Annotated in this window: 36 protein-coding genes; 35 read left to right on the top strand and 1 reads right to left on the bottom strand. The window is 42.0% G+C overall.

Features of this window, described 5'->3' with window-relative positions:
- The first annotated feature begins 158 nt into the window (after nt 1–158).
- The 3 genes from FXF62_RS08975 to FXF62_RS08965 all read left to right on the top strand — a co-directional run bounded on the left by FXF62_RS08975 (nt 159) and on the right by FXF62_RS08965 (nt 3,198).
- Nucleotides 159–812 carry a DUF6287 domain-containing protein gene (locus tag FXF62_RS08975; protein WP_149518464.1) on the top strand — a complete coding sequence of 218 codons (654 nt, stop codon included), beginning with the start codon at nt 159–161 and terminating at the stop codon, nt 810–812.
- A gap of 26 nt (nt 813–838) precedes the next feature.
- Complete coding sequence (locus FXF62_RS08970; protein WP_149518463.1) at nt 839–1,504, top strand: DUF6287 domain-containing protein; 666 nt, start codon at nt 839–841, stop codon at nt 1,502–1,504.
- A gap of 227 nt (nt 1,505–1,731) precedes the next feature.
- Nucleotides 1,732–3,198 (top strand): alpha-L-fucosidase, encoded by a 1,467-nt coding sequence (locus FXF62_RS08965; RefSeq protein WP_149518462.1) that lies wholly within the window; start codon nt 1,732–1,734, stop codon nt 3,196–3,198.
- A gap of 194 nt (nt 3,199–3,392) precedes the next feature.
- On the opposite strand, the gene FXF62_RS08955 is transcribed toward FXF62_RS08965, so the two are convergent.
- Nucleotides 3,393–4,226: a DUF975 family protein gene (locus FXF62_RS08955; RefSeq protein WP_149518461.1), complete on the bottom strand. Its 834-nt coding sequence runs from the start codon at nt 4,224–4,226 to the stop codon at nt 3,393–3,395.
- Between the two features lie 147 nt (nt 4,227–4,373).
- On the opposite strand from FXF62_RS08955, the gene tgt reads away from it, so the two are divergent.
- From tgt to FXF62_RS08795, 32 genes are all read left to right on the top strand, one after another.
- On the top strand, nt 4,374–5,516 hold the full coding sequence (gene tgt / locus FXF62_RS08950; protein WP_149518460.1) for a tRNA guanosine(34) transglycosylase Tgt: 1,143 nt from the start codon (nt 4,374–4,376) through the stop codon (nt 5,514–5,516).
- A 24-nt stretch (nt 5,517–5,540) separates the two neighbouring features.
- Nucleotides 5,541–6,179 carry a nucleoside/nucleotide kinase family protein gene (locus FXF62_RS08945; protein ID WP_149518459.1) on the top strand — a complete coding sequence of 213 codons (639 nt, stop codon included), beginning with the start codon at nt 5,541–5,543 and terminating at the stop codon, nt 6,177–6,179.
- A 374-nt stretch (nt 6,180–6,553) separates the two neighbouring features.
- Nucleotides 6,554–6,862 (top strand): 30S ribosomal protein S10, encoded by a 309-nt coding sequence (gene rpsJ / locus FXF62_RS08940; RefSeq protein ID WP_005591304.1) that lies wholly within the window; start codon nt 6,554–6,556, stop codon nt 6,860–6,862.
- Nucleotides 6,863–6,943: 81 nt separating this feature from the next.
- Nucleotides 6,944–7,570 carry a 50S ribosomal protein L3 gene (rplC, locus tag FXF62_RS08935; protein WP_045498245.1) on the top strand — a complete coding sequence of 209 codons (627 nt, stop codon included), beginning with the start codon at nt 6,944–6,946 and terminating at the stop codon, nt 7,568–7,570.
- Nucleotides 7,571–7,594: 24 nt separating this feature from the next.
- Nucleotides 7,595–8,218: a 50S ribosomal protein L4 gene (gene rplD, locus FXF62_RS08930; RefSeq protein ID WP_005591302.1), complete on the top strand. Its 624-nt coding sequence runs from the start codon at nt 7,595–7,597 to the stop codon at nt 8,216–8,218.
- Nucleotides 8,218–8,517 carry a 50S ribosomal protein L23 gene (locus FXF62_RS08925; RefSeq protein ID WP_005591301.1) on the top strand — a complete coding sequence of 100 codons (300 nt, stop codon included), beginning with the start codon at nt 8,218–8,220 and terminating at the stop codon, nt 8,515–8,517. Before rplD ends, FXF62_RS08925 begins: the two co-directional genes overlap by 1 nt.
- A 17-nt stretch (nt 8,518–8,534) precedes the next feature.
- Nucleotides 8,535–9,368 carry a 50S ribosomal protein L2 gene (gene rplB, locus FXF62_RS08920; RefSeq protein ID WP_125388353.1) on the top strand — a complete coding sequence of 278 codons (834 nt, stop codon included), beginning with the start codon at nt 8,535–8,537 and terminating at the stop codon, nt 9,366–9,368.
- An 86-nt stretch (nt 9,369–9,454) separates the two neighbouring features.
- Nucleotides 9,455–9,736, top strand: coding sequence for a 30S ribosomal protein S19 (rpsS, locus tag FXF62_RS08915; protein ID WP_000533766.1), 282 nt, complete (start codon nt 9,455–9,457; stop codon nt 9,734–9,736).
- An 11-nt stretch (nt 9,737–9,747) separates the two neighbouring features.
- Nucleotides 9,748–10,092, top strand: a complete 345-nt coding sequence (gene rplV, locus FXF62_RS08910; protein ID WP_005591300.1) for a 50S ribosomal protein L22 — start codon at nt 9,748–9,750, stop codon at nt 10,090–10,092.
- Nucleotides 10,093–10,104: 12 nt separating this feature from the next.
- Nucleotides 10,105–10,758 (top strand): 30S ribosomal protein S3, encoded by a 654-nt coding sequence (rpsC, locus tag FXF62_RS08905; RefSeq protein ID WP_005591299.1) that lies wholly within the window; start codon nt 10,105–10,107, stop codon nt 10,756–10,758.
- 3 nt (nt 10,759–10,761) lie between these two features.
- The gene (rplP, locus tag FXF62_RS08900; protein WP_005591298.1) at nt 10,762–11,175 is read left to right on the top strand and encodes a 50S ribosomal protein L16; all 414 of its coding nucleotides are present in this window, start codon (nt 10,762–10,764) and stop codon (nt 11,173–11,175) included.
- 9 nt (nt 11,176–11,184) lie between these two features.
- Nucleotides 11,185–11,391, top strand: a complete 207-nt coding sequence (rpmC, locus tag FXF62_RS08895) for a 50S ribosomal protein L29 (RefSeq protein WP_005591297.1) — start codon at nt 11,185–11,187, stop codon at nt 11,389–11,391.
- Nucleotides 11,392–11,417: 26 nt separating this feature from the next.
- Entirely contained in the window at nt 11,418–11,678 is a 261-nt protein-coding gene (rpsQ, locus tag FXF62_RS08890; protein ID WP_037617770.1) for a 30S ribosomal protein S17, read from the top strand.
- Nucleotides 11,679–11,703: 25 nt separating this feature from the next.
- Nucleotides 11,704–12,072, top strand: a complete 369-nt coding sequence (rplN, locus tag FXF62_RS08885; RefSeq protein WP_037617768.1) for a 50S ribosomal protein L14 — start codon at nt 11,704–11,706, stop codon at nt 12,070–12,072.
- A gap of 79 nt (nt 12,073–12,151) precedes the next feature.
- Nucleotides 12,152–12,457: a 50S ribosomal protein L24 gene (gene rplX / locus FXF62_RS08880; protein WP_015604250.1), complete on the top strand. Its 306-nt coding sequence runs from the start codon at nt 12,152–12,154 to the stop codon at nt 12,455–12,457.
- 23 nt (nt 12,458–12,480) lie between these two features.
- Entirely contained in the window at nt 12,481–13,023 is a 543-nt protein-coding gene (gene rplE, locus FXF62_RS08875) for a 50S ribosomal protein L5 (protein WP_148887769.1), read from the top strand.
- Between the two features lie 17 nt (nt 13,024–13,040).
- Entirely contained in the window at nt 13,041–13,226 is a 186-nt protein-coding gene (locus FXF62_RS08870) for a type Z 30S ribosomal protein S14 (protein WP_001085697.1), read from the top strand.
- Nucleotides 13,227–13,439: 213 nt separating this feature from the next.
- Nucleotides 13,440–13,838 (top strand): 30S ribosomal protein S8, encoded by a 399-nt coding sequence (gene rpsH / locus FXF62_RS08865; protein WP_002899666.1) that lies wholly within the window; start codon nt 13,440–13,442, stop codon nt 13,836–13,838.
- A gap of 184 nt (nt 13,839–14,022) precedes the next feature.
- Nucleotides 14,023–14,559: a 50S ribosomal protein L6 gene (gene rplF / locus FXF62_RS08860; protein WP_149518458.1), complete on the top strand. Its 537-nt coding sequence runs from the start codon at nt 14,023–14,025 to the stop codon at nt 14,557–14,559.
- Between the two features lie 85 nt (nt 14,560–14,644).
- Nucleotides 14,645–15,001, top strand: coding sequence for a 50S ribosomal protein L18 (rplR, locus tag FXF62_RS08855; RefSeq protein ID WP_009659213.1), 357 nt, complete (start codon nt 14,645–14,647; stop codon nt 14,999–15,001).
- Nucleotides 15,002–15,019: 18 nt separating this feature from the next.
- Entirely contained in the window at nt 15,020–15,514 is a 495-nt protein-coding gene (gene rpsE / locus FXF62_RS08850) for a 30S ribosomal protein S5 (protein WP_037617759.1), read from the top strand.
- A gap of 13 nt (nt 15,515–15,527) precedes the next feature.
- Nucleotides 15,528–15,710 (top strand): 50S ribosomal protein L30, encoded by a 183-nt coding sequence (rpmD, locus tag FXF62_RS08845; protein WP_002894509.1) that lies wholly within the window; start codon nt 15,528–15,530, stop codon nt 15,708–15,710.
- A gap of 155 nt (nt 15,711–15,865) precedes the next feature.
- Nucleotides 15,866–16,306: a 50S ribosomal protein L15 gene (gene rplO / locus FXF62_RS08840; RefSeq protein WP_015604254.1), complete on the top strand. Its 441-nt coding sequence runs from the start codon at nt 15,866–15,868 to the stop codon at nt 16,304–16,306.
- A gap of 12 nt (nt 16,307–16,318) precedes the next feature.
- Nucleotides 16,319–17,629 carry a preprotein translocase subunit SecY gene (gene secY, locus FXF62_RS08835; RefSeq protein ID WP_149518457.1) on the top strand — a complete coding sequence of 437 codons (1,311 nt, stop codon included), beginning with the start codon at nt 16,319–16,321 and terminating at the stop codon, nt 17,627–17,629.
- A 95-nt stretch (nt 17,630–17,724) separates the two neighbouring features.
- Entirely contained in the window at nt 17,725–18,363 is a 639-nt protein-coding gene (locus tag FXF62_RS08830; RefSeq protein ID WP_149518456.1) for an adenylate kinase, read from the top strand.
- Nucleotides 18,364–18,479: 116 nt separating this feature from the next.
- Nucleotides 18,480–18,698, top strand: a complete 219-nt coding sequence (infA, locus tag FXF62_RS08825; RefSeq protein ID WP_001029883.1) for a translation initiation factor IF-1 — start codon at nt 18,480–18,482, stop codon at nt 18,696–18,698.
- Nucleotides 18,699–18,722: 24 nt separating this feature from the next.
- Nucleotides 18,723–18,839, top strand: coding sequence for a 50S ribosomal protein L36 (gene rpmJ / locus FXF62_RS08820; protein ID WP_001808836.1), 117 nt, complete (start codon nt 18,723–18,725; stop codon nt 18,837–18,839).
- Between the two features lie 17 nt (nt 18,840–18,856).
- Nucleotides 18,857–19,222, top strand: a complete 366-nt coding sequence (gene rpsM / locus FXF62_RS08815) for a 30S ribosomal protein S13 (RefSeq protein ID WP_005591288.1) — start codon at nt 18,857–18,859, stop codon at nt 19,220–19,222.
- A 17-nt stretch (nt 19,223–19,239) separates the two neighbouring features.
- Nucleotides 19,240–19,623: a 30S ribosomal protein S11 gene (gene rpsK, locus FXF62_RS08810; protein ID WP_001118385.1), complete on the top strand. Its 384-nt coding sequence runs from the start codon at nt 19,240–19,242 to the stop codon at nt 19,621–19,623.
- Nucleotides 19,624–19,668: 45 nt separating this feature from the next.
- Complete coding sequence (locus tag FXF62_RS08805; RefSeq protein ID WP_005591287.1) at nt 19,669–20,607, top strand: DNA-directed RNA polymerase subunit alpha; 939 nt, start codon at nt 19,669–19,671, stop codon at nt 20,605–20,607.
- Nucleotides 20,608–20,618: 11 nt separating this feature from the next.
- Complete coding sequence (gene rplQ / locus FXF62_RS08800) at nt 20,619–21,005, top strand: 50S ribosomal protein L17 (protein ID WP_005591286.1); 387 nt, start codon at nt 20,619–20,621, stop codon at nt 21,003–21,005.
- Between the two features lie 213 nt (nt 21,006–21,218).
- A complete protein-coding gene (locus FXF62_RS08795; RefSeq protein ID WP_149518455.1) occupies nt 21,219–22,490 on the top strand; it encodes a glutamate-cysteine ligase family protein in 1,272 nt (423 codons plus the stop codon).
- Nucleotides 22,491–22,808: the final 318 nt, after the last annotated feature.

Below are 22,808 nucleotides of genomic sequence, written 5' to 3'. Positions count from 1 at the left end.
AAATTATTTCATAGGATTACAATTAGATTACAAAATATTTCTTTTGTTACAAAAAGCTTTAAAGAATATATTTTAGTGGGGTAAGATGTCCCCTATGCAAGCCAACATCGCTACTATCGTTTAGCAAATTGATGATAAACCGACAAGGAGATTCCATTATGAAACGTAGTAAACTTATTTTATTGACAGCCACTGCCTTGTGCTCTGCTTTCCTGCTTGCAGCTTGTAGTTCTAAGCCATCTACGAAGGTGAACAGCAGTTCCACTTCCCAGACTTCTCAGATATCTAAGACTAGTAGCTCAGGCGAGTCCTCCACCAAACCATCAGCTAAGCAAAGTTCTGCTTCCAACGAATCAAAAGCATCCTCTACTACTAAGCTTTCTAGCGACCAGAGTGTTTCCAGTCAAGTTGAGAAACCTGTGGACAACAAGACTTCAGCAGATTTAAATACTCCAACAACTTCCGGTATAGATGTCAATGCTCTAGCAAATGATGATTTCTCTAGCATTGCAGGTACTTGGCAAGACGATTTGGGCAACCAATTAGTTTTTGATGCAAATGGATTAGTAACATTGCAACGTAATAATGGTGAGACATTGAACCATAACGTTATTTATAATGGTCATGTAGAAGGAGATAAGTTTAGAGCTGATTTTGGTTATAATGGAGCAGGCAGTAGTGATCCTTTATTCGCTGTTCCAGTGGGCGTAGCATTGCCACTTAATGGTGCTCCAGCGCCTAAAGAACAAATCATGCTTGGAAGTGATGCAATCTCTTCTGCACAGCATCCCTACTATCGAGTAGCAAATTGATGATAAACTGATAAGGAGATTTCATTATGAAACGTAGTAAATTTATTTTATTGACAGCCACTGCCTTGTGCTCTGCTTTCCTGCTCGCAGCCTGTAGCTCTAAACCTTCCACGGAGGCTAGTAGTTCTACCTCTCAGAGCTCTAAGATTAGCAGTTCTAGCAAGTCTTCGACTAAACCATCAGCTAAGCAAAGTTCTGCTTCCAACGAAGCAAAAGCATCCTCTACTACCAAGCCTTCTAGCGACCAGAGTGTTTCCAGCCAGGCTGAGAAGCCCGTGGAAAACAAGACTTCAGCAGATTCGAACACTCCAACAACTCCGGCTACTCCAGTGGCTCCAACAACTTCCGGTATGGATGTCAATGCTCTAGCAAATGGCGATTTCTCTAGCATTGCTGGTACTTGGCAAGACGATTTAGGCAACCAATTAGTATTTGATGCAAATGGCTTGCTGTCCCATACTTACAGAGGAAATGAGTCAAGCGACTACACTTTGACAAATAGTCAAGTATATGAAGGTAAGTTTGGAGCGTTTTTAACTCATAAATCAGGGAATGAAGTGGCCTCCTTCACAGCCATTCCTAAAGGAGCTCGTCTTTATGATACTGGAAGTGAAAATCCGAAAGAACGCATTTTAGTGGGGCAAGATTTCACTTACGCATCTCAACATCCCTACTATCGAGTAGCGAATTGATGTGTTGAATGATGAGAATCGTGGTGCGTGTGGCGTTCCGAGATGCTCGTCATGCTGACAATATAAAAACAAGGAACAGAATTGATTGCTGTTCCTTTTTCTCTGTTTTATAAGGAAAGTTTGCTAGCAGGACTGTTTTGGATTATTTTTTGTAAAAAGGCTCTTTCTTCTCCAAAAAATTGGTACAATAAAAGAAAGCGTTTTAATCGAATAATGAGGTAGTAACGATGAAAATATCTTTAGAAGAAATTCAAAGAGTTGCCAACCAAGGCCCTTTCTATCCAGACTGGGACTCTCTTGCGACCTATCAAGTTCCCCACTGGTTCAAAAGGGCTAAGTTTGGGATTTTTATCCACTGGGGACTTTACAGCCTTCCTGCCTTTGGGAGCGAGTGGTACTCTCGAAATATGTACATCCAGGGTACGGCAGAGTTTGACCATCATATCAAAACTTATGGACCCCACAAAGAGTTCGGATACAAGGATTTTATCCCACTCTTTACTGCCGAAAATTTTCATGCGGACGAGTGGCTGCGCATCTTTAAAGAAGCGGGAGCTCAATATATTTTTCCAGTGGCGGAGCATCACGACGGCTTCCAGCTTTATGCCAGTCAGCTCTCTCCTTTTAATAGTGCGGAAATGGGACCAAAACGTGATATCTTGGGGGAATTGAGTCAGGCAGCTCAAAGAGAGCAAGTTCATTTTTGTACTTCCTCCCATCGGGCAGAGCATCACTTTTTCTTTTCGCATGGAAAGGAGTTTGCCAGTGACATTGCCAGCGAAGTCAGTCGCGAGGAACTCTACTGGCCGGCTATGCCAGAGCCGGACCACCATGATTTGTTTGGTCAGCCTTATCCGAGTCAGGAGTTTCTAGATGATTGGCTCCTGCGGACTTGTGAGCTGGTCCGAGATTACCAGCCTGAGATTTTGTATTTTGACTGGTGGATTCAGCATGCAGCATTTAAAGAGCACATGAAGCTTTTTGCGGCCTATTATTATAATTTAGGTGCGGCCTATGGGAAGCAGACTAGCATTTGCTACAAGCATGATGCGCTGGCTTTTGGTGCGGGGATTGTGGAAGTGGAACGCGGTGGTTTCGCAGAGATCCAGCCCTTCACTTGGCAGACGGATACGGCTATTGCGCGAAATTCTTGGGGCTACACAGAGAACCTTGACTATAAGTCAGCTAAAGAAATCATCCAGACCTTGATTGATGTCGTGTCCAAAAATGGGAATTTGTTGCTCAATATCGGGCCAAAAGGAGACGGGGCGATTCCAGAAAAAGATCAAGAAATCTTGAGAGAGATCGGGGTTTGGCTCCAAGTGAATGGCCAAGCGATCTATGATTCACGCGCGTGGAGGCAATTTGGAGAAGGACCAACGCAGCCAGCTAGTGGGCCGTTTTCAGATGGAAGCGCCGTGATTTACACGAGTCAGGATTCCCGTTTCACGGCCAAGGGCGGAGCGGTGTATGCCTTTCTGATGGAACCTGTAGCAAATCAGTGGCTGACGATTCAGGCCTTGGCTGACGAAAGAGAAAATCCCGCGTCTCGCTTTCATGGCATCATAGAAGAAGTGTCCTTGTTAGGTTATGAAGAACCACTCAATTGGGAACAAACGCCCCAAGGTTTGCGTCTTTTCATGCCGAGTGTAGCAGACGACTTACCCTTGGTACTGAAAGTCCAACTGCGTTAAATCTAGACGAAAAAATGAGGCTGGGACAAAAGTCCTAGCCTCTCAATTGTCTTTGGATTATCGAGCAAGACGCAGTGGTTGAGTGGGCTCTACTACGCTGATTTCATCAGCTTTTACAGCCCTACTCAACTGTGCGGAGGTGGGACGACGAAATCGAATTCTAACGAATTACCGATTTCTGTCCCACTCTCATTTTACTTACTTAGTGATTTTAAATTTTCATAAAAGAGCACCCGAGCTGTTGTGATGTAAGGATAGGCCACGACTCCAGCGATTCCCAGTGTGATACCGATCAGGATATACCAGCCGATAAAGCTAAGATCCAGCAAGAAACGTTTCCATTTATAGCCTTTCATCATGCGTCTGCTTTGCACAATGACTTGCCAAGGACCTTGGTAGGTGCCTGTACTCAGCTGATCATAAAGGATGAAGTCGGTTTGAGAGTAAGCATAGTTTGCCATCAGGAAGACTGCCGTACCAGCCAAGACAATGAGAGTGCCGAGAAACATCATGGGAGCATGGCTGACGATTTGCTCCACCTCAGGACTAGCGGCTGTCAATTGGGACAAATCGGATATTTTCCCATAAATAGCTAGCACCTTGTAACTGCTGAAAATAAGGAAAAATGAACCAACAAGACTGATAGAATTCCACAGCAAGAGGAGGATGCTTTTAGTCAGTTGTGTGATAAAAATCGGTGAAAAAAGCTCGGCAGAAAAGATTCGGCCAATATCCGTAAAGCCAACTGTATCGCGTTTTTTCCGGACGACTTCCATCATGCTGAAGCTAGCAGATAAAAAGAGCAGGGCGATGATAAATTCTACGATTTGTGGAAAAATTTGACGACCAAAAATTACAACAAAGGCCTGATTGATCTCCAACTGGGGGACAATTTCCTCTAAATGACGGTTAGGTGACAGATAGGTAGATAAAATGGTTACCAGAGTTGGAATGGCAAAGAGCGAGTAAATGCCATTGGTTTGATTTCGGATAGTGCGTGCCTGGGCACGTATTTCGCTTAAATTCATACAGACCTCCATTTCATGATTTTTATTATACCACATATCGTGACAGACAAGACTTTTTTTGGTAAAATCATACGGTATCTTATGAGCGCTCGTCGCTTATTTTATAGAAGAAAATAGCTGGGACTGTTTTTCCCAGCAGGAGGAAACATGTCAGATTCACCGATTCAGTATCGTTTGATCAAAAAAGAAAAGCACACAGGTGCTCGTTTGGGGGAGATTATCACGCCTCACGGAACCTTCCCAACGCCTATGTTTATGCCGGTCGGAACTCAGGCTACGGTCAAGACCCAGTCGCCAGAAGAGCTCAAGCAAATGGGTTCTGGTATCATCTTGGCCAATACTTACCACCTCTGGTTGCGGCCGGGTGATGAGCTGATTGCCCGTGCAGGTGGCCTACACAAGTTCATGAACTGGGACCAGCCTATTCTGACCGATAGTGGTGGCTTTCAGGTTTACTCTCTAGCTGACAGCCGCAACATCACAGAAGAAGGAGTAACCTTTAAGAACCACCTCAATGGTTCCAAGATGTTCCTGTCGCCAGAAAAGGCTATCTCTATCCAGAACAACCTAGGTAGCGACATCATGATGTCCTTTGATGAATGCCCGCAGTTCTACCAGCCTTATGATTATGTTAAGAAGTCGATTGAGCGGACTAGCCGTTGGGCGGAGCGTGGACTCAAGGCCCACAGACGTCCGCATGACCAAGGTCTCTTTGGGATTGTTCAGGGCGCTGGCTTTGAAGATTTGCGCCGCCAATCTGCTCAAGACTTGGTCAGCATGGATTTCCCAGGCTACTCTATTGGAGGTCTCGCTGTCGGTGAGTCTCACGAAGAGATGAATGCGGTGCTGGATTTCACAACGCCCTTGCTGCCTGAAAACAAACCTCGCTATCTCATGGGAGTTGGAGCGCCAGATAGCTTGATTGACGGTGTTATCCGCGGGGTTGATATGTTTGACTGCGTTCTGCCGACTCGGATTGCCCGAAACGGTACCTGTATGACCAGCGAGGGTCGTCTGGTTGTCAAAAATGCCCAGTTTGAGGAAGATTTCACACCGCTGGATCATGACTGTGATTGCTACACTTGTACAAACTATACGCGGGCCTATATCCGCCACTTGCTCAAGGCTGACGAGACCTTTGGACTTCGCTTGACAAGTTACCACAATCTTTACTTCTTAGTAAACCTTATGAAGAAAGTTCGCCAAGCTATTATGGATGATAACTTGTTAGAATTCCGTGAAGATTTTGTCGAGCGCTACGGCTACAACCGCTCTAAGAGAAATTTCTAAGAGTCTTCAGTGAAGGGGAAAAATATGTCTGATGAAGGAAAATTGTTGGAAAGCTTGGTAGACTACCTGTCGGATGGTCAAAAGCACGCTTTGCGTATTTATGGTCATGGTGCTTCGGGTAAGTCAACTTTTGCTAGAAAACTCCAGCTAGCCTTGGATGAGGAAGGAACCAATCTTTTGGAAACAGATCCTTATGTAATTACTGGGGAGCATCGCGATTTGCTCAGTGCTAAAGACTTTCCTCATCAAAAGGTAACGGCTTGTATTCCAGCCGTTCATGAACTCAGCAGTCTGGAGCGCGATATTTGTGCTTTGCAGTCTGGTCTGGATATTCTCACCATTGGTAAAGCTTGGTCACCGAGTTTGCGTTTGTCAGCTCAAAAGCCGATTCTAATAGTAGAAGGCATGTCAGCGGCTTTTTTGCCTAAAGGCTTGTTTGATCTATCTATTTGCTTTTATACAGATGAGGAGATAGAGCTAGGGCGCCGCTTGGCTCGGGATGTAGCTGTGCGAGAACGTAGACCGGAGTGGATAGAGCAGACGCATTTAGATCGGAGAGAGCAATATCAGCACTTTTATCAACTCTATCTAGTGGCTGCAGACCTTGTCATCTGCCAGTCGGACAACAGCTTTCGCATCGAAAAGGACAGCACCTTGTTATAAGACAAAGTAGCCAAGGGTAAATTTTAATTTTCAATCTCACTGATGTGCGTCAGTGGGATTTTGTATTTTCTGAATACAAACTCGAATAAATAGGTGAAAAAGTCTAAATTTTCTTCTAGATAATGGCTTACAAGGCTTATAAATTACTTAGAAAACACTTTCATAAAAAATTATCCTAAAAATCCTTAAAAAACTTGCTCAAATCCCTTGCAATGCTTGGTTCTTTGTGTTAAGATACTATGGTGCTGTGTAAAACAGTCTTTAGCTTTGATGCAAGAGGTTGCGACACGCTCGGTTGCATTGCCACGCAACCACCTGTCGGTTTTCTTGTGGAGCTAGCCTATTATCTTAAATAGACGAAAAGGAGAAAAAAGATGGCAAACAAAAAAATCCGCATCCGTTTGAAAGCTTACGAACATCGTACACTTGATACAGCGGCTGCAAAAATCGTAGAAACTGCCGCACGTACAGGTGCTGAAGTTGCGGGCCCAATCCCACTTCCAACTGAGCGTAGCCTCTACACAATCATTCGTGCGACTCACAAATACAAAGATTCTCGCGAACAATTTGAAATGCGTACTCACAAACGCTTGATCGACATCATCAACCCAACTCAAAAAACAGTTGACGCTTTGATGAAATTGGATCTTCCAAGTGGTGTGAACGTAGAAATCAAACTTTAATCCAAAGCTTGATATCTTGAGCATGAAAAACGCTCGTTAAAAACTTTTTAAACAAAATTTTAGAAAAGGAAACATTTTCTCATGACAAAAGGAATCTTAGGGAAAAAAGTGGGAATGACTCAAATCTTCACTGAAGCTGGCGAATTAATCCCTGTAACTGTTGTTGAAGCAACTCCAAACGTGGTTCTTCAAGTTAAAACAGTTGAAACAGACGGTTACAACGCAGTTCAAGTTGGTTTCGATGACCTTCGTGATGTATTGAGCAACAAACCTGCTAAAGGACATGTAGCGAAAGCTAACACGGCTCCTAAGCGCTTCATTCGTGAATTCAAAAACATTGAAGGCTTGGAAGTTGGTGCGGAAATCACAGTTGATACATTCGAAGCTGGTGATGTTGTTGATGTAACAGGAACTTCAAAAGGTAAAGGTTTCCAAGGTGTAATCAAACGCCACGGCCAATCTCGTGGTCCAATGGCTCACGGTTCACGTTACCACCGTCGTCCTGGTTCAATGGGACCAGTTGCGCCAAACCGTGTTTTCAAAAACAAACACTTGGCTGGACGTATGGGTGGCAACCGTGTAACGATTCAAAACCTTGAAATCGTTCAAGTTGTTCCAGAGAAAAACGTTATCTTGATCAAAGGAAACGTACCTGGTGCTAAGAAATCTCTTATCACTATCAAATCAGCAGTTAAAGCTGGTAAATAATAAAGAAAGGGGAAATCAGTCACAATGGCAAACGTAAAATTATTTGACCAAACTGGTAAAGAAGCTGGTGAAGTAGTTCTTAACGACGCAATCTTTGGTATCGAACCAAACGAATCAGTTGTCTTCGACGTGATCATCAGCCAACGCGCTAGCCTCCGTCAAGGAACTCACGCTGTTAAAAACCGTTCTGCAGTATCAGGCGGCGGACGCAAACCATGGCGTCAAAAAGGAACTGGACGTGCTCGTCAAGGTTCTATCCGCTCTCCACAATGGCGTGGTGGTGGTATCGTCTTCGGTCCAACTCCTCGTTCATATGCCTACAAACTTCCACAAAAAGTTCGTAGATTGGCATTGAAATCAGTTTACTCTGAAAAAGTTGCTGAAAACAAATTCGTAGCTGTAGACAGCCTTTCATTTACAGCTCCAAAAACTGCTGAGTTTGCAAAAGTGCTTGCAGCATTGAGCATCGACACAAAAGTACTTGTTATTCTTGAAGAAGGAAATGAATTTGCTGCACTTTCAGCACGTAACCTTCCAAATGTTAAAGTTGCAACAGCAACAACAGCAAGTGTTCTTGACATCGCAAACAGCGACAAACTTCTTGTTACTCAAGCAGCTATCTCTAAAATTGAGGAGGTTCTTGCATAATGAATTTGTATGACGTTATCAAAAAGCCTGTCATCACTGAAAGCTCAATGGCTCAGCTTGAAGCAGGCAAATACGTATTTGAAGTAGACACTCGCGCTCACAAACTTTTGATCAAGCAAGCTGTTGAAGCTGCTTTTGAAGGAGTTAAAGTTGCTAATGTCAACACTATCAACGTAAAACCTAAAGCAAAACGCGTTGGACGTTACACTGGTTTTACAAACAAAACTAAAAAAGCTATCATCACTCTGACAGCAGATTCTAAAGCAATCGAGTTGTTCGGAGCTGCTGAAGCAGAATAATCTAAGGAGGAAATATCGTGGGAATTCGTGTTTATAAACCAACAACAAACGGTCGCCGTAATATGACTTCTTTGGATTTCGCTGAAATCACTACTAGCACTCCAGAAAAATCTTTGCTCGTTTCTCTTAAGAGCAAAGCTGGTCGTAACAACAACGGACGCATCACTGTTCGTCACCAAGGTGGCGGTCACAAACGTCACTACCGTTTGATTGACTTCAAGCGTAACAAAGATGCTGTTGAAGCAGTAGTTAAAACTATCGAGTACGATCCAAACCGTTCAGCAAACATCGCTTTGGTACACTACACTGACGGTGTGAAAGCATACATCATCGCTCCTAAAGGTCTTGAAGTAGGTCAACGCATCGTTTCAGGTCCTGAAGCAGATATCAAGATCGGTAACGCACTTCCGCTTGCTAACATCCCAGTTGGTACTTTGGTTCACAACATTGAGTTGAAACCAGGTCGTGGTGGTGAATTGGTCCGTGCTGCTGGAGCTTCTGCTCAAGTATTGGGTCAAGAAGGTAAATACACTCTTGTTCGTCTTCAATCAGGCGAAGTTCGTATGATCCTTGGCACTTGCCGTGCTACAGTTGGTGTTGTCGGAAACGAACAACATGGCTTGGTTAACCTTGGTAAAGCAGGACGTAGCCGCTGGAAAGGTATCCGTCCAACAGTTCGCGGTTCTGTAATGAACCCTAACGATCACCCACACGGTGGTGGTGAAGGTAAAGCACCAGTTGGTCGTAAAGCGCCATCTACTCCATGGGGCAAACCTGCTCTTGGTCTTAAAACTCGTAACAAGAAAGCGAAATCTGACAAACTTATCGTTCGTCGTCGCAACGAGAAATAATTTAAAACAATCTATCCGCCAGCTCGGTAGCGCTGCTTAGCAGCGCAGGCCGCTGTGGTACTTATTTTAAAGGAGAAAACATAAAAATGGGACGCAGTCTTAAAAAAGGACCTTTCGTCGATGAGCATTTGATGAAAAAAGTTGAAGCTCAAGCTAACGACGAAAAGAAAAAAGTTATCAAAACTTGGTCACGTCGTTCAACGATTTTCCCAAGTTTCATCGGTTACACAATCGCAGTCTATGACGGACGTAAACACGTGCCTGTTTACATCCAAGAAGACATGGTAGGTCACAAGCTTGGTGAATTTGCACCAACTCGTACTTACAAAGGTCACGCTGCAGACGACAAGAAAACACGTAGAAAATAAGGAGAACATAAATGGCAGAAATTACTTCAGCTAAAGCAATGGCTCGTACAGTGCGTGTTTCACCTCGTAAAACTCGTCTAGTTCTTGACAATATCCGTGGTAAAAACGTCGCTGACGCAATCGCAATCTTGAAATTCACTCCAAACAAAGCTGCTGGCATTATCGAAAAAGTATTGATCTCTGCAATCGCTAATGCTGAAAACAACTTTGGTTTGGAAAAAGCTAACTTGGTAGTATCTGAAGCTTTCGCAAACGAAGGACCAACTATGAAACGTTTCCGTCCACGTGCTAAAGGTTCAGCTTCACCAATCAACAAACGCACAAGCCACATCACTGTGGTTGTTGCAGAAAAATAAGGAGGTAACATCGTGGGTCAAAAAGTACATCCAATTGGTATGCGTGTCGGCATCATCCGTGATTGGGATGCCAAATGGTATGCTGAAAAAGAATACGCGGATTACCTTCATGAAGATCTTGCAATCCGTAAATTCGTTCAAAAAGAATTGGCTGACGCAGCTGTTTCAACTATTGAAATCGAACGCGCAGTAAACAAAGTTAACGTTTCACTTCACACTGCTAAACCAGGTATGGTTATCGGTAAAGGTGGAGCTAACGTTGATGCACTTCGTGCAAAACTTAACAAATTAACTGGAAAACAAGTACACATCAACATCATCGAGATCAAATCTCCAGATTTGGATGCTCACCTTGTTGGTGAAGGAATTGCTCGTCAATTGGAGCAACGTGTTGCTTTCCGTCGTGCTCAAAAACAAGCAATCCAACGTGCAATGCGTGCAGGAGCTAAAGGAATCAAAACTCAAGTATCAGGTCGTTTGAATGGTGCAGATATCGCCCGTAGCGAAGGATACTCTGAAGGAACTGTTCCACTTCACACCCTTCGTGCGGATATCGATTACGCTTGGGAAGAAGCTGATACTACTTACGGTAAACTTGGAGTTAAAGTATGGATCTACCGTGGAGAAGTTCTTCCAGCTCGTAAAAACACTAAAGGAGGTAAATAACCAATGTTAGTACCTAAACGTGTTAAACACCGTCGCGAATTCCGCGGAAAAATGCGTGGTGAAGCTAAAGGTGGTAAAGAAGTAACTTTTGGAGAATATGGTCTTCAAGCAACTACTAGCCATTGGATCACTAACCGTCAAATTGAAGCTGCCCGTATCGCTATGACTCGTTACATGAAACGTGGTGGTAAAGTTTGGATCAAAATCTTCCCACACAAATCATACACTGCAAAAGCAATCGGTGTACGGATGGGATCTGGTAAAGGGGCTCCAGAAGGTTGGGTAGCACCAGTTAAACGTGGTAAAGTGATGTTTGAAATCGCTGGTGTATCAGAAGAAATCGCTCGTGAAGCTCTTCGTCTTGCAAGCCACAAATTGCCAGTTAAATGTAAATTCGTAAAGCGTGAAGCAGAATAAGGAGAAGGCATGAAACTTAAAGAAATTCAAGATTTTGTTAAAGAACTTCGTGGTCTTTCTCAAGAAGAACTCGCGAAGCGTGAAAATGAATTGAAGAAAGAATTGTTTGACCTTCGTTTCCAAGCCGCTACTGGTCAATTGGAGCAGACAGCGCGTTTGAAAGAAGTGAAAAAACAAATCGCACGTATCAAAACTGTTCAATCAGAAGTTAAATAATAGACTTGGGAAAGGAGAAATTCTAAATGGAACGTAATCAACGTAAAACTCTTGTCGGACGCGTCGTTTCTGACAAGATGGATAAGACAATCACAGTTGTAGTTGAAACAAAACGTAACCACCCAGTCTATGGTAAGCGTATTAACTACTCTAAGAAGTACAAAGCACATGATGAAAACAATGTTGCCAAAGAAGGCGATATCGTACGTATCATGGAAACTCGTCCGCTTTCATCTACAAAACGTTTCCGTCTTGTAGAAGTTGTTGAAGAAGCGGTTATCATCTAATCAAGCCTGAAAGGAGAAAACTGAAATGATTCAAACAGAAACTCGTTTGAAAGTCGCAGACAACAGCGGTGCACGCGAAATCTTGACTATCAAAGTTCTTGGTGGTTCTAAACGTAAATTTGCGAACATCGGTGATGTTATTGTGGCATCTGTAAAACAAGCTACTCCTGGTGGTGCGGTTAAAAAAGGTGACGTTGTAAAAGCTGTTATCGTTCGTACTAAATCAGGTGCTCGTCGTAAAGATGGTTCATACATCAAATTCGACGAAAACGCTGCAGTCATCATCCGTGAAGACAAAACTCCTCGCGGAACTCGTATCTTCGGCCCAGTTGCTCGTGAATTGCGTGACGGAGGCTTCATGAAGATCGTATCATTGGCTCCAGAAGTACTTTAATCTAAAAAATCAAACAAGTCCCCTGGAAGTTTTCCAGGGTGCCCTCATGGGCGTAAGAAATTAAAGGAGAAACCTAAGAATGTTTGTAAAAAAAGGCGACAAAGTTCGCGTAATTGCTGGTAAGGACAAGGGTGTTGAAGCACTTGTTGTTGCAGCTCTTCCAAAAGTAAACAAAGTTGTTGTTGAAGGTGTTAACCTTGTTAAGAAGCACCAAAAACCAAATAGCGAAAACCCTCAAGGTGCTATCGTTGAAAAAGAAGCACCAATCCATGTGTCAAACGTTCAAGTTCTTGACAAGAATGGTGTTGCAGGACGCGTTGGTTACAAATTTGTAGATGGCAAAAAAGTTCGCTACAATAAAAAATCAGGCGAAGTACTTGACTAATCACGAAGGAAAGGAGAAGTATAATGGCAAATCGTTTAAAAGAAAAATATCTTAAAGAAGTAGTTCCTGCTCTGACTGAAAAGTTCAACTACTCATCTGTTATGGCTGTGCCAAAAGTGGATAAAATCGTTTTGAACATGGGTGTCGGTGACGCTGTATCAAATGCTAAAAACCTTGAAAAAGCTGCTGAAGAGCTTGCTCTTATCTCAGGTCAAAAACCACTTATCACTAAAGCTAAGAAATCAATCGCCGGCTTCCGTCTTCGTGAAGGTGTAGCGATTGGTGCGAAAGTAACCCTTCGTGGCGAACGTATGTATGAATTCTTGGATAAATTGGTTACTGTATCACTTCCACGTGTACGTGACTTCCATGGTGTTCCAACAAAATCATTTGATGGACGCGGAAACTATACACTTGGTGTGAAAGAACAATTGATCTTCCCAGAAATCAACTTTGATGATGTTGATAAGACTCGCGGTCTTGACATCGTTATCGTAACAACAGCTAATACTGACGAAGAGTCACGCGCATTGCTTACAGGCCTTGGAATGCCTTTTGCAAAATAATATAGGAGGTAAAACAAATGGCTAAAAAATCAATGATTGCTAAGAACAAACGTCCAGCTAAGTTCTCTACGCAAGCTTATACTCGTTGTGAAAAATGTGGCCGTCCACATTCAGTATACCGCAAGTTTAAACTTTGCCGTGTTTGCTTCCGTGAATTAGCATACAAAGGACAAATCCCTGGCGTTACCAAAGCATCTTGGTAATATCATGATACAAAGAGCGTAACAACCACAGCAAAAATAGGAAATTTGGTGAAGGAGCGATGCTCCAAAACAAATTTATCTTTTTTGCCCAGGTTGTAGCTCGTGTTCAAATAAGAGTTTTCTCATTTGAATGTGTCAATACTATCTGAGCCCAGCTCAATCATTAACTAGCAAGTGCAACTTGCAAACTACTAGTAAGAGGAGAAATATAAAATGGTTATGACTGACCCAATTGCAGACTTTTTGACTCGTATCCGTAACGCTAACCAAGCGAACCACGAAGTACTTGAAGTACCTGCATCAAATATCAAAAAAGGGATTGCTGAAATCCTGAAGCGTGAAGGTTTTGTAAAAAACGTTGAAATCATCGAAGATGACAAACAAGGCATCATCCGTGTATTCCTTAAATACGGTCAAAATGGTGAAAAAGTTATCACTGGTTTGAAACGTGTTTCGAAACCAGGTCTGCGTGTTTACAAGAAACGCGAAGATCTTCCAAAAGTCTTGAACGGACTTGGAATTGCTATCCTTTCAACATCTGAAGGTTTGCTTACTGATAAAGAAGCACGCCAAAAGAATGTTGGTGGAGAAGTTATCGCTTACGTTTGGTAATATTTAGCTCCCAATTTCTTTGTGGCTATTCGTTATCGTCTTTTGCCTAACTCAAGTTATGCCTGCGAGATGATGCCTAGATTCACTTTGAATTGAAACCTAAATGTTCCTTTAATCGAGAAATCGATTTAACCCCGTGAAAACTGGCCGTCATGGCCTGACAATCTAACAGGAGAAAATAAACATGTCACGTATTGGTAATAAAGTTATCGTGTTGCCTGCTGGTGTTGAACTCACTAACAATGACAACGTAGTAACTGTAAAAGGACCTAAAGGAGAACTTACTCGTGAGTTCTCAAAAGATATTGAAATCCGTGTGGAAGGTACTGAAGTAACTCTTCACCGTCCAAACGATTCAAAAGAAATGAAAACTATCCACGGAACTACTCGTGCCCTTCTTAACAACATGGTTGTTGGTGTATCAGAAGGCTTCAAGAAAGAACTTGAAATGCGCGGGGTTGGTTACCGTGCACAACTTCAAGGGAATAAACTTGTCTTGGCTGTTGGTAAATCTCATCCAGACGAAGTTGAAGCTCCAGAAGGAATTACTTTTGAACTTCCAAACCCAACAACAATCGTTGTTAGCGGAATTTCAAAAGAAGCGGTTGGTCAAACAGCTGCTTATGTACGTAGCCTTCGTGCACCAGAACCTTACAAAGGTAAAGGTATCCGTTACGTTGGTGAATTCGTTCGCCGTAAAGAAGGTAAAACTGGTAAATAATCTTGATTGGCTGATGATTTCAGCCAGCCAGTTTATTTTCCGATTTTGTGCTGAGGCACGTCAATAATAATAAGAGGTGAAAATTGTGATTACGAAACCAGATAAAAATAAAATCCGCCAAAAACGCCACCGTCGCGTTCGCGGAAAACTCTCTGGAACTGCTGATCGCCCACGTTTGAACGTATTCCGTTCTAATACAGGCATCTACGCTCAAGTGATTGATGACGTAGCGGGTGTAACGCTCGCAAGCGCTTCAACTCTTGACAAAGAAGTTTCAAAAGGAACTAAAACTGAACAAGCCGTTGTTGTAGGTAAACTCGTTGCAGAACGTGCAGTTGCTAAAGGTATTTCTGAAGTGGTGTTTGACCGCGGTGGATATCTCTATCACGGACGTGTAAAAGCTTTGGCTGATGCAGCTCGTGAAAACGGATTGAAATTCTAATAGGGAGGACACTAGAAAATGGCATTTAAAGACAATGCAGTTGAACTTGAAGAACGCTTAGTTGCTGTCAACCGTGTTACTAAAGTTGTTAAAGGTGGACGTCGTCTTCGTTTTGCAGCTCTTGTAGTAGTTGGTGACCGCAACGGTCGTGTTGGTTTCGGTACTGGTAAAGCTCAAGAAGTACCAGAAGCTATCCGTAAAGCAGTTGAAGATGCGAAGAAAAACTTGATCGAAGTCCCAATGGTTGGTACAACTATTCCTCACGAAGTTCTTTCAGAATTTGGTGGAGCGAAAGTATTGCTTAAGCCAGCTGTTGAAGGTTCTGGAGTTGCTGCTGGTGGTGCTGTTCGTGCCGTCATCGAATTGGCAGGTGTGGCAGATATTACATCTAAATCACTTGGTTCAAACACTCCAGTCAACATCGTTCGCGCAACTGTTGAAGGTTTGAAACAACTTAAACGCGCTGAAGAAGTTGCTGCTCTTCGTGGTATTTCAGTTTCTGACTTGGCTTAAGAAAGGGGAACTCATGGCTCAAATTAAAATTACTTTGACTAAGTCTCCAATCGGACGCATTCCGTCACAACGTAAAACTGTTGTAGCACTTGGACTTGGCAAATTGAACAGCTCAGTTATCAAAGAAGATAACCCAGCAGTACGCGGTATGATTACTGCTGTATCTCACTTGGTAACTGTTGAAGAAGTTAAGTAGGCTGGTTAGCTGAATAACTTTTATTAAGATACATTAGGGGATTTGAGAACTTTCTCAGCCCCTAAAACTAAATATATGTATAGGCGAGTTTATATAGGAGACACCTTTTCTCCTATATGAGCGCTAGCATTTTACAAAAGAGGAGAAATAATATAATGAAACTTCATGAATTACAACCTGCTGCAGGTTCACGTAAAGTTCGCAACCGTGTAGGTCGCGGTACATCATCAGGTAACGGTAAAACTTCTGGTCGCGGTCAAAAAGGTCAAAAAGCACGTAGCGGTGGTGGTGTTCGTCTTGGTTTTGAAGGTGGACAAACTCCATTGTTCCGTCGTGTACCAAAACGTGGTTTCTTGAATGTAAACCGTAAAGAATACGCGATTGTTAACCTTGACCAATTAAATCTTTTCGAAGATGGTGCAGAAGTAACTCCAGTGGTTCTCATCGAAGCAGGTATTGTAAAAGCTGAAAAATCTGGTGTTAAGATTCTTGGTAACGGAGAATTGACTAAGAAGTTGACTGTTAAAGCAGCTAAATTCTCTAAATCAGCTGAAGAAGCTATCACTGCTAAAGGTGGTTCAGTCGAAGTCATCTAAGAGAGGTGACCTATGTTTTTCAAGCTATTAAAAGACGCACTTAAAATAAAACAAGTACGGTCTAAGATTTTGTTCACACTGTTCATCATCTTAGTTTTCCGTATTGGTACAACTATAACCGTTCCAGGAATTAATGCGAAAGCATTGAATAGTTTAAGCGATTTACCTTTCTTAAACATGCTTAGTTTGGTTTCTGGGAATGCCATGCGTAACTTCTCTGTTTTTGCCCTTGGGGTTAGTCCCTATATCACGGCTTCAATCGTGGTTCAGCTCTTGCAAATGGATTTGCTTCCAAAATTTGTAGAGTGGGGCAAGCAAGGGGAAGTAGGACGGAGAAAGCTTAATCAAGCAACTCGCTATATTTCCCTGGTATTGGCATTTGTCCAATCCATCGGGATTACAGCTGGATTTGCGACTTTGTCAAGAACCAAACTAGTAGCGAATCCAAATTGGCAAACCTATCTTTTGATTGGTGCCCTCCTCACGACAGGTTCAGTTATTGTGACCTGGTTAGGAGAGCAAATCACAGATAAGGGTTATGGTAATGGTGTATCCATGATTATCTTTGCAGGGATTGTATCTGGTATTCCTGGTATGATCAAAGGGATCTATGAAGATTACTTTGTTAATATCCCGAGCGATCGACTCAATTCGTCTTTGATTTTCGTTGGCATTTTAATTGTTGCAGTTTTGGTGATTATCTATTTCACAACCTTTGTGCAACAAGCTGAGTACAAAATTCCAATTCAATATACGAAGATTGCTCAAGGTGCCCCTTCAAGTTCCTACCTACCGTTAAAAGTGAATCCTGCTGGTGTTATCCCAGTTATCTTTGCAAGTTCGATTACAGCTGCTCCAGCAGCTATCTTCCAATTTGTAAGTGCTATGGGCTATAACGCATCCTGGGTTCGGACGGCACAGGCGCTTCTGGCGACTACAACCATCAGTGGTATGTTTACCTATGCACTCTTGATTATTCTCTTTACTTTCTTTTATACATTTGTACAAATTAATCCTGAAAAGACAGCAGAGAATTTACAAAAGAGTGGAGCCTACATCCCAGGTGTTCGTCCAGGTAAGGGAACGGAAGAATATATGTCTAAATTGCTTCGCCGTTTGGCGACAGTTGGATCGCTATTCTTAGGGATTATTACAATCATTCCGATCCTAGCCAAAGATCTTTTCGGTCTGACCGATGCAGTTGCTCTTGGAGGAACTAGTCTTCTTATCATCATTTCGACTGGTATTGAAGGGATGAAACAGTTGGAAGGTTACCTTCTGAAGCGTAAGTATATCGGATTTATGGATACTACAACAGAATAGAAATAGGTTGACTTAGTCAACCTTCTATTTTGTTTTTAAAAAAGTTTATTAAGTGTTTTAATAGATTGCTTTAAAAACAAAAAAGGAGACAAAACATGAATCTTTTGATTATGGGCTTGCCAGGTGCAGGCAAGGGAACACAAGCAGCCAAAATTGTGGAACAATTCCACGTGGCACATATTTCAACTGGGGATATGTTCCGTGCTGCTATGGCCAATGAAACAGAAATGGGTGTTTTAGCGAAATCCTACATTTCTAAAGGAGAGTTGGTGCCAGATGAAGTGACAAACGGAATCGTGAAAGAGCGCTTGGCACAAGATGATATTAAAGAAACAGGTTTCTTGTTGGACGGTTATCCACGGACAATTGATCAAGCACATGCTTTGGATAAAATCCTTGCGGATCTAGGCATCCAACTTGACGCAGTTATCAATATCGAAGTAAATCCAGATAGTTTGTTAGAACGTTTGAGTGGACGGATTATCCACCGCGAAACAGGGGAAACCTTCCATAAAGTTTTCAACCCACCAGTGGATTACAAAGAAGAAGATTACTATCAACGTGAAGACGACAAACCTGAAACAGTAAAACGTCGTCTGGATGTTAATATCGCTCAAGGTCAACCAATTATTGATCATTACCGTTCTCAAGGACTCGTTCACGACATTCAGGGCAATCAAGAGATTGAGGCAGTTTTCTCAGATATCGAAAAAGTCTTGTCAAATTTAAAATAAAAGTGTTTTTCCCGCTTGCAATATTTGACAAGTAGTGATACAATGAGTTAGTCTGACTTATAATTGTTACCTCTGTGCTCAGAGGAATCTATCGAAATTTAGGGAGGTGCTTTTGCGTGGCAAAAGACGATGTGATTGAAGTCGAAGGCAAAGTAGTTGATACGATGCCGAACGCAATGTTTACGGTTGAACTTGAAAATGGACATCAGATTTTAGCAACAGTTTCTGGTAAAATTCGTAAAAACTATATTCGTATTTTAGCGGGAGATCGTGTTACTGTCGAGATGAGTCCTTATGATTTGACACGTGGACGGATCACTTACCGCTTTAAATAATCGAAAAACTTGGAGGGATAAGAAATGAAAGTAAGACCATCGGTCAAACCAATTTGCGAATACTGTAAAGTTATTCGTCGTAATGGCCGTGTTATGGTAATTTGCCCAGCAAATCCAAAACACAAACAACGTCAAGGATAAGATAGAAAGGAGAAAACATGGCTCGTATTGCTGGAGTTGACATTCCAAATGACAAACGTGTAGTCGTTTCACTTACTTACGTGTATGGTATCGGACTTCCAACTTCTAAGAAAATTTTGGCTGCAGCTGGAATCTCAGAAGATATCCGTGTCAAAGATTTGACATCAGATCAAGAAGACGCTATCCGTCGCGAAGTGGATGCAATCAAGGTTGAAGGTGACCTTCGTCGTGAAGTAAACCTTAACATCAAACGTTTGATGGAAATCGGTTCATACCGTGGTATCCGTCATCGTCGTGGACTTCCTGTCCGTGGACAAAACACTAAAAACAATGCTCGTACTCGTAAAGGTAAAGCCGTTGCGATTGCAGGTAAGAAAAAATAATATAGGAGGTAAAAGTCTTGGCTAAACCAACACGTAAACGTCGTGTGAAGAAAAATATCGAATCTGGTATTGCACATATTCACGCTACATTTAATAACACTATTGTTATGATTACTGATGTGCATGGTAACGCGATTGCTTGGTCATCTGCTGGTGCTCTTGGTTTTAAAGGTTCTCGTAAATCTACACCATTTGCTGCCCAAATGGCATCTGAAGCAGCTGCTAAGTCTGCACAAGAACACGGTCTTAAATCAGTTGAAGTTACAGTTAAAGGTCCAGGTTCTGGTCGTGAGTCAGCTATTCGTGCACTTGCTGCAGCTGGTCTGGAAGTAACTGCTATTCGTGATGTGACTCCTGTGCCACACAATGGTGCTCGTCCTCCAAAACGTCGCCGTGTATAATCATAAACAATTACACTGCTTTTCGTTTAAGAGGGAGTTAACTAAATGATTGAGTTTGAAAAACCAAATATAACAAAAATTGATGAAAATAAAAATTATGGCAAGTTTGTAGTTGAGCCGCTAGAACGCGGTTACGGTACAACACTTGGAAATTCGCTTCGTCGTGTACTTCTCGCCTCACTTCCAGGTGCAGCAGTGACTTCTATCAACATTGAAGGAGTATTGCACGAATTTGATACGATTTCTGGGGTCCGTGAAGATGTTATGCAGATTATTCTGAACATCAAGGGGATTGCTGTAAAATCTTACGTCCAAGACGAAAAGATGATTGAATTGGATGTTGAAGGTCCTGCAGAAGTAACTGCTGGAGACATTTTGACAGACAGTGATATCGAAATTGTAAACCCTGATCATTATCTCTTTACAATCAGTGAAGGTGCTCGCTTTAAAGCGAAAATGGCTGTGAATAGCGGTCGTGGATATGTGCCAGCTGACGAAAATAAAAAAGATGATGCACCAGTAGGCACACTTGCGGTAGATTCTATCTATACGCCTGTGACAAAAGTAAATTACCAGGTTGAACCAGCTCGTGTTGGTAGCAACGATGGTTTTGATAAACTTACCCTTGAAATTTTAACGAATGGAACGATTATTCCCGAAGACGCTTTGGGACTATCAGCTCGTATCCTGACAGAGCATCTGAACCTCTTCACTGATTTGACAGAAGTTGCTATTTCAACTGATGTGATGAAGGAAGCAGAAAAATCTTCAGATGATCGCATTTTGGAACGTACTATTGAAGAATTGGATTTATCAGTTCGTTCATACAACTGTCTAAAACGCGCAGGAATTAATACTGTCTTTGATTTGACAGAAAAATCAGAGCCTGAAATGATGAAAGTTCGTAACTTGGGCCGCAAGAGTCTTGAAGAAGTTAAAGTTAAACTTGCTGACCTTGGTCTTGGGTTAAGAAACGATAAATAAAGGAGGAATACATGGCTTACCGTAAACTAGGACGCACTAGCTCACAACGTAAAGCAATGCTTCGCGATTTGACTACTGACTTGATTATCAATGAATCAATCGTAACAACTGAAGCTCGTGCTAAAGAAATCCGTAAAACAGTTGAAAAAATGATTACTCTTGGTAAACGTGGTGACTTGCATGCTCGTCGTCAAGCAGCAGCTTTTGTACGTAACGAAATTGCATCAGAAAACTACAATGAAGAGACTAACAAATACACTACAACTACAGCTCTTCAAAAATTATTCTCTGAATTGGCACCTCGCTATGCTGAGCGCAATGGTGGATACACTCGTATTCTTAAGACTGAACCACGCCGTGGGGATGCTGCGCCAATGGCAATTATTGAATTAGTATAATTTTTATCAATTTTGTTGAGTGTTATGATGATGGAGTTCTTATACTCTTAGTCTAGCTCTGGTCTACCGCTAGGATTTTTCCTAGCGGGAACACTCATCATCATGATGAAAGGGTAGACGCTTGTTTACGAAATTGCTTTTAGTGAAAAACAATTTCGTAAGCAGGCGTTTTTGAATGGGAAAAGAAAAACTTTCTTGAGGGAAGGAGAAGAAATGCAAGATTCGATTGCTATTTTGAAAGAACGTTATTTGGCAAATATAAAAGAAAATCCAGACTTGTACATTGGGATTGAGTTAGAATTTCCGATTGTGAATCTTCAGGGAGGTGCGACAGATACTCGTGTAACAAAGGAGCTATTAGTAAGATTAAATTCAGACTATGGCTTTATCGTAGAAAGAAGGGATTCAGAGGGCAATCCCATCCAATTAAAAGCTTCAGATAGCGAAGATCGGATACTTTTTGAAGTGTCTTACAATATTTTAGAGTTCGCATTTGAAAAAGCGAAAACGATTCAGGAAGTCGAAAGACACTTTAATCATTACCTAGACGCCATTCAAAAGTTTTTGCGCAAAAATCATCATGAACTCCAGGGACATGGTTTACATCCATTCTGGAAGGAGAATGATAATGGTCCTGTTAAATATCCCCGCTATCAAATGTTAATGCAATATCTAACTTTGAGTGAAAAAATTGGAGGAGATTTCTTCCATCGCCATCCTGATTATGGTAGCTATATCTGTGGGAGCCAGGTACAGTTAGATGTTTCACGGGCAAATTTCATACAGGTAATTAACACCTTTAATCAAATCGAGGCTGCCAAAGCTTATCTTTTTGCCAATTCAGAATTACTTACAGAAGATTTCAACACTAGAATCTCGAGAGACCGCTTCTGGGAAGAGTCCATGCATGGCTTGTTAGTAGAAAATGTCGGTGTTAATCCCCATGATTTCAAAGATGAGGAAGATTTTTTCAATTATTTAAATCATACAGCCATTTTCAATGTTGAGCGAGAGGGTGACACCTACTATTTCCCTCCTATTGCAGCTGGAGAGTATCTAAAGCAGGGGCAAATCAAGGGATACAATTTGAGTGGCAAGGAAAGCCTAGTCAGTCCTCGTGCAGATGATTTTCATTATCACAGAAGCTACCAATATCAGGATTTGACGACGCGAGGAACGATCGAATTTAGGAGCACTTGCGCTCAGCCTCTTAATAGAACCTTCGCGCCAGCAGCCTTTCATTTAGGCTTGTTAGCTAACCTTGAGGAAGTGACTACATATCTGAAGGATTGCGATTTCTTTAAATTGGAAGGTCGTGCTTATAAAGATCTTCGCCGAAAGTATTCTCAAATCGAGTTAACACAAGCGGATCAAGACTCTATTCAATCATTTGCATCCGATCTCCTTCAATTAGCTTTTAAAGGTTTGGAAAAACGAAAAAAAGGGGAGGAGCGCTACTTGTTTCCGCTTATGAATGAGGGATAAAGTAATTTCTTATTAACTTCTAATAGCAAGTCGAAGTAAATTTCTTTATGTGATTGATTGGACTGTGTATTATACTAGTTTGAGTATATTTGAATGAATTTAATTGTAGCTAGAGCATTAAAAGACTTTAGCAGCACGGTGATATAGAGAATAAGGGAGAGGTAAGAGGGAGAGGTTGCCTTTCCCTTTTAAGTTATTGAGTTAAAGGTAGTTTTAGAGGGGGTTGGAAGAAAAGATAAAAAAATTTCAAAAAAAGTGTTGACAAGGGAGTAGATAGGTGATATACTGATATAGTTGTCGCTTGGGAGAGCGATAAAG

Origin of the sequence: Streptococcus cristatus (assembly GCF_008369405.1) — a bacterium.
In the GTDB taxonomy this organism is placed as follows: Bacteria; Bacillota; Bacilli; order Lactobacillales; family Streptococcaceae; genus Streptococcus; species Streptococcus cristatus_G.
This window is presented reverse-complemented; position numbering and strand designations above follow the sequence as displayed.

Bases quoted from the DNA above. Each gene is read 5' to 3' on its own strand.
- FXF62_RS08975 (WP_149518464.1), top strand. From the start codon at position 159: ATGAAACGTAGTAAACTTATTTTATTGACAGCCACTGCCTTGTGCTCT.
- rpsS (WP_000533766.1), top strand. From the start codon at position 9,455: ATGGGACGCAGTCTTAAAAAAGGACCTTTCGTCGATGAGCATTTGATG.
- rplQ (WP_005591286.1), top strand. From the start codon at position 20,619: ATGGCTTACCGTAAACTAGGACGCACTAGCTCACAACGTAAAGCAATG.
- secY (WP_149518457.1), top strand. From the start codon at position 16,319: ATGTTTTTCAAGCTATTAAAAGACGCACTTAAAATAAAACAAGTACGG.
- rpsH (WP_002899666.1), top strand. From the start codon at position 13,440: ATGGTTATGACTGACCCAATTGCAGACTTTTTGACTCGTATCCGTAAC.
- tgt (WP_149518460.1), top strand. From the start codon at position 4,374: ATGTCAGATTCACCGATTCAGTATCGTTTGATCAAAAAAGAAAAGCAC.
- FXF62_RS08925 (WP_005591301.1), top strand. From the start codon at position 8,218: ATGAATTTGTATGACGTTATCAAAAAGCCTGTCATCACTGAAAGCTCA.
- rplP (WP_005591298.1), top strand. From the start codon at position 10,762: ATGTTAGTACCTAAACGTGTTAAACACCGTCGCGAATTCCGCGGAAAA.
- rpsE (WP_037617759.1), top strand. From the start codon at position 15,020: ATGGCATTTAAAGACAATGCAGTTGAACTTGAAGAACGCTTAGTTGCT.
- rpmC (WP_005591297.1), top strand. From the start codon at position 11,185: ATGAAACTTAAAGAAATTCAAGATTTTGTTAAAGAACTTCGTGGTCTT.
- rplN (WP_037617768.1), top strand. From the start codon at position 11,704: ATGATTCAAACAGAAACTCGTTTGAAAGTCGCAGACAACAGCGGTGCA.
- FXF62_RS08870 (WP_001085697.1), top strand. From the start codon at position 13,041: ATGGCTAAAAAATCAATGATTGCTAAGAACAAACGTCCAGCTAAGTTC.
- FXF62_RS08945 (WP_149518459.1), top strand. From the start codon at position 5,541: ATGTCTGATGAAGGAAAATTGTTGGAAAGCTTGGTAGACTACCTGTCG.
- FXF62_RS08965 (WP_149518462.1), top strand. From the start codon at position 1,732: ATGAAAATATCTTTAGAAGAAATTCAAAGAGTTGCCAACCAAGGCCCT.
- rpsQ (WP_037617770.1), top strand. From the start codon at position 11,418: ATGGAACGTAATCAACGTAAAACTCTTGTCGGACGCGTCGTTTCTGAC.
- rplC (WP_045498245.1), top strand. From the start codon at position 6,944: ATGACAAAAGGAATCTTAGGGAAAAAAGTGGGAATGACTCAAATCTTC.
- FXF62_RS08970 (WP_149518463.1), top strand. From the start codon at position 839: ATGAAACGTAGTAAATTTATTTTATTGACAGCCACTGCCTTGTGCTCT.
- rplV (WP_005591300.1), top strand. From the start codon at position 9,748: ATGGCAGAAATTACTTCAGCTAAAGCAATGGCTCGTACAGTGCGTGTT.
- FXF62_RS08795 (WP_149518455.1), top strand. From the start codon at position 21,219: ATGCAAGATTCGATTGCTATTTTGAAAGAACGTTATTTGGCAAATATA.
- rpmJ (WP_001808836.1), top strand. From the start codon at position 18,723: ATGAAAGTAAGACCATCGGTCAAACCAATTTGCGAATACTGTAAAGTT.
- rplO (WP_015604254.1), top strand. From the start codon at position 15,866: ATGAAACTTCATGAATTACAACCTGCTGCAGGTTCACGTAAAGTTCGC.
- rplD (WP_005591302.1), top strand. From the start codon at position 7,595: ATGGCAAACGTAAAATTATTTGACCAAACTGGTAAAGAAGCTGGTGAA.
- rpmD (WP_002894509.1), top strand. From the start codon at position 15,528: ATGGCTCAAATTAAAATTACTTTGACTAAGTCTCCAATCGGACGCATT.
- rpsJ (WP_005591304.1), top strand. From the start codon at position 6,554: ATGGCAAACAAAAAAATCCGCATCCGTTTGAAAGCTTACGAACATCGT.
- rplF (WP_149518458.1), top strand. From the start codon at position 14,023: ATGTCACGTATTGGTAATAAAGTTATCGTGTTGCCTGCTGGTGTTGAA.
- FXF62_RS08805 (WP_005591287.1), top strand. From the start codon at position 19,669: ATGATTGAGTTTGAAAAACCAAATATAACAAAAATTGATGAAAATAAA.
- rplX (WP_015604250.1), top strand. From the start codon at position 12,152: ATGTTTGTAAAAAAAGGCGACAAAGTTCGCGTAATTGCTGGTAAGGAC.
- FXF62_RS08955 (WP_149518461.1), bottom strand. From the start codon at position 4,226: ATGAATTTAAGCGAAATACGTGCCCAGGCACGCACTATCCGAAATCAA.
- rplE (WP_148887769.1), top strand. From the start codon at position 12,481: ATGGCAAATCGTTTAAAAGAAAAATATCTTAAAGAAGTAGTTCCTGCT.
- FXF62_RS08830 (WP_149518456.1), top strand. From the start codon at position 17,725: ATGAATCTTTTGATTATGGGCTTGCCAGGTGCAGGCAAGGGAACACAA.
- rpsM (WP_005591288.1), top strand. From the start codon at position 18,857: ATGGCTCGTATTGCTGGAGTTGACATTCCAAATGACAAACGTGTAGTC.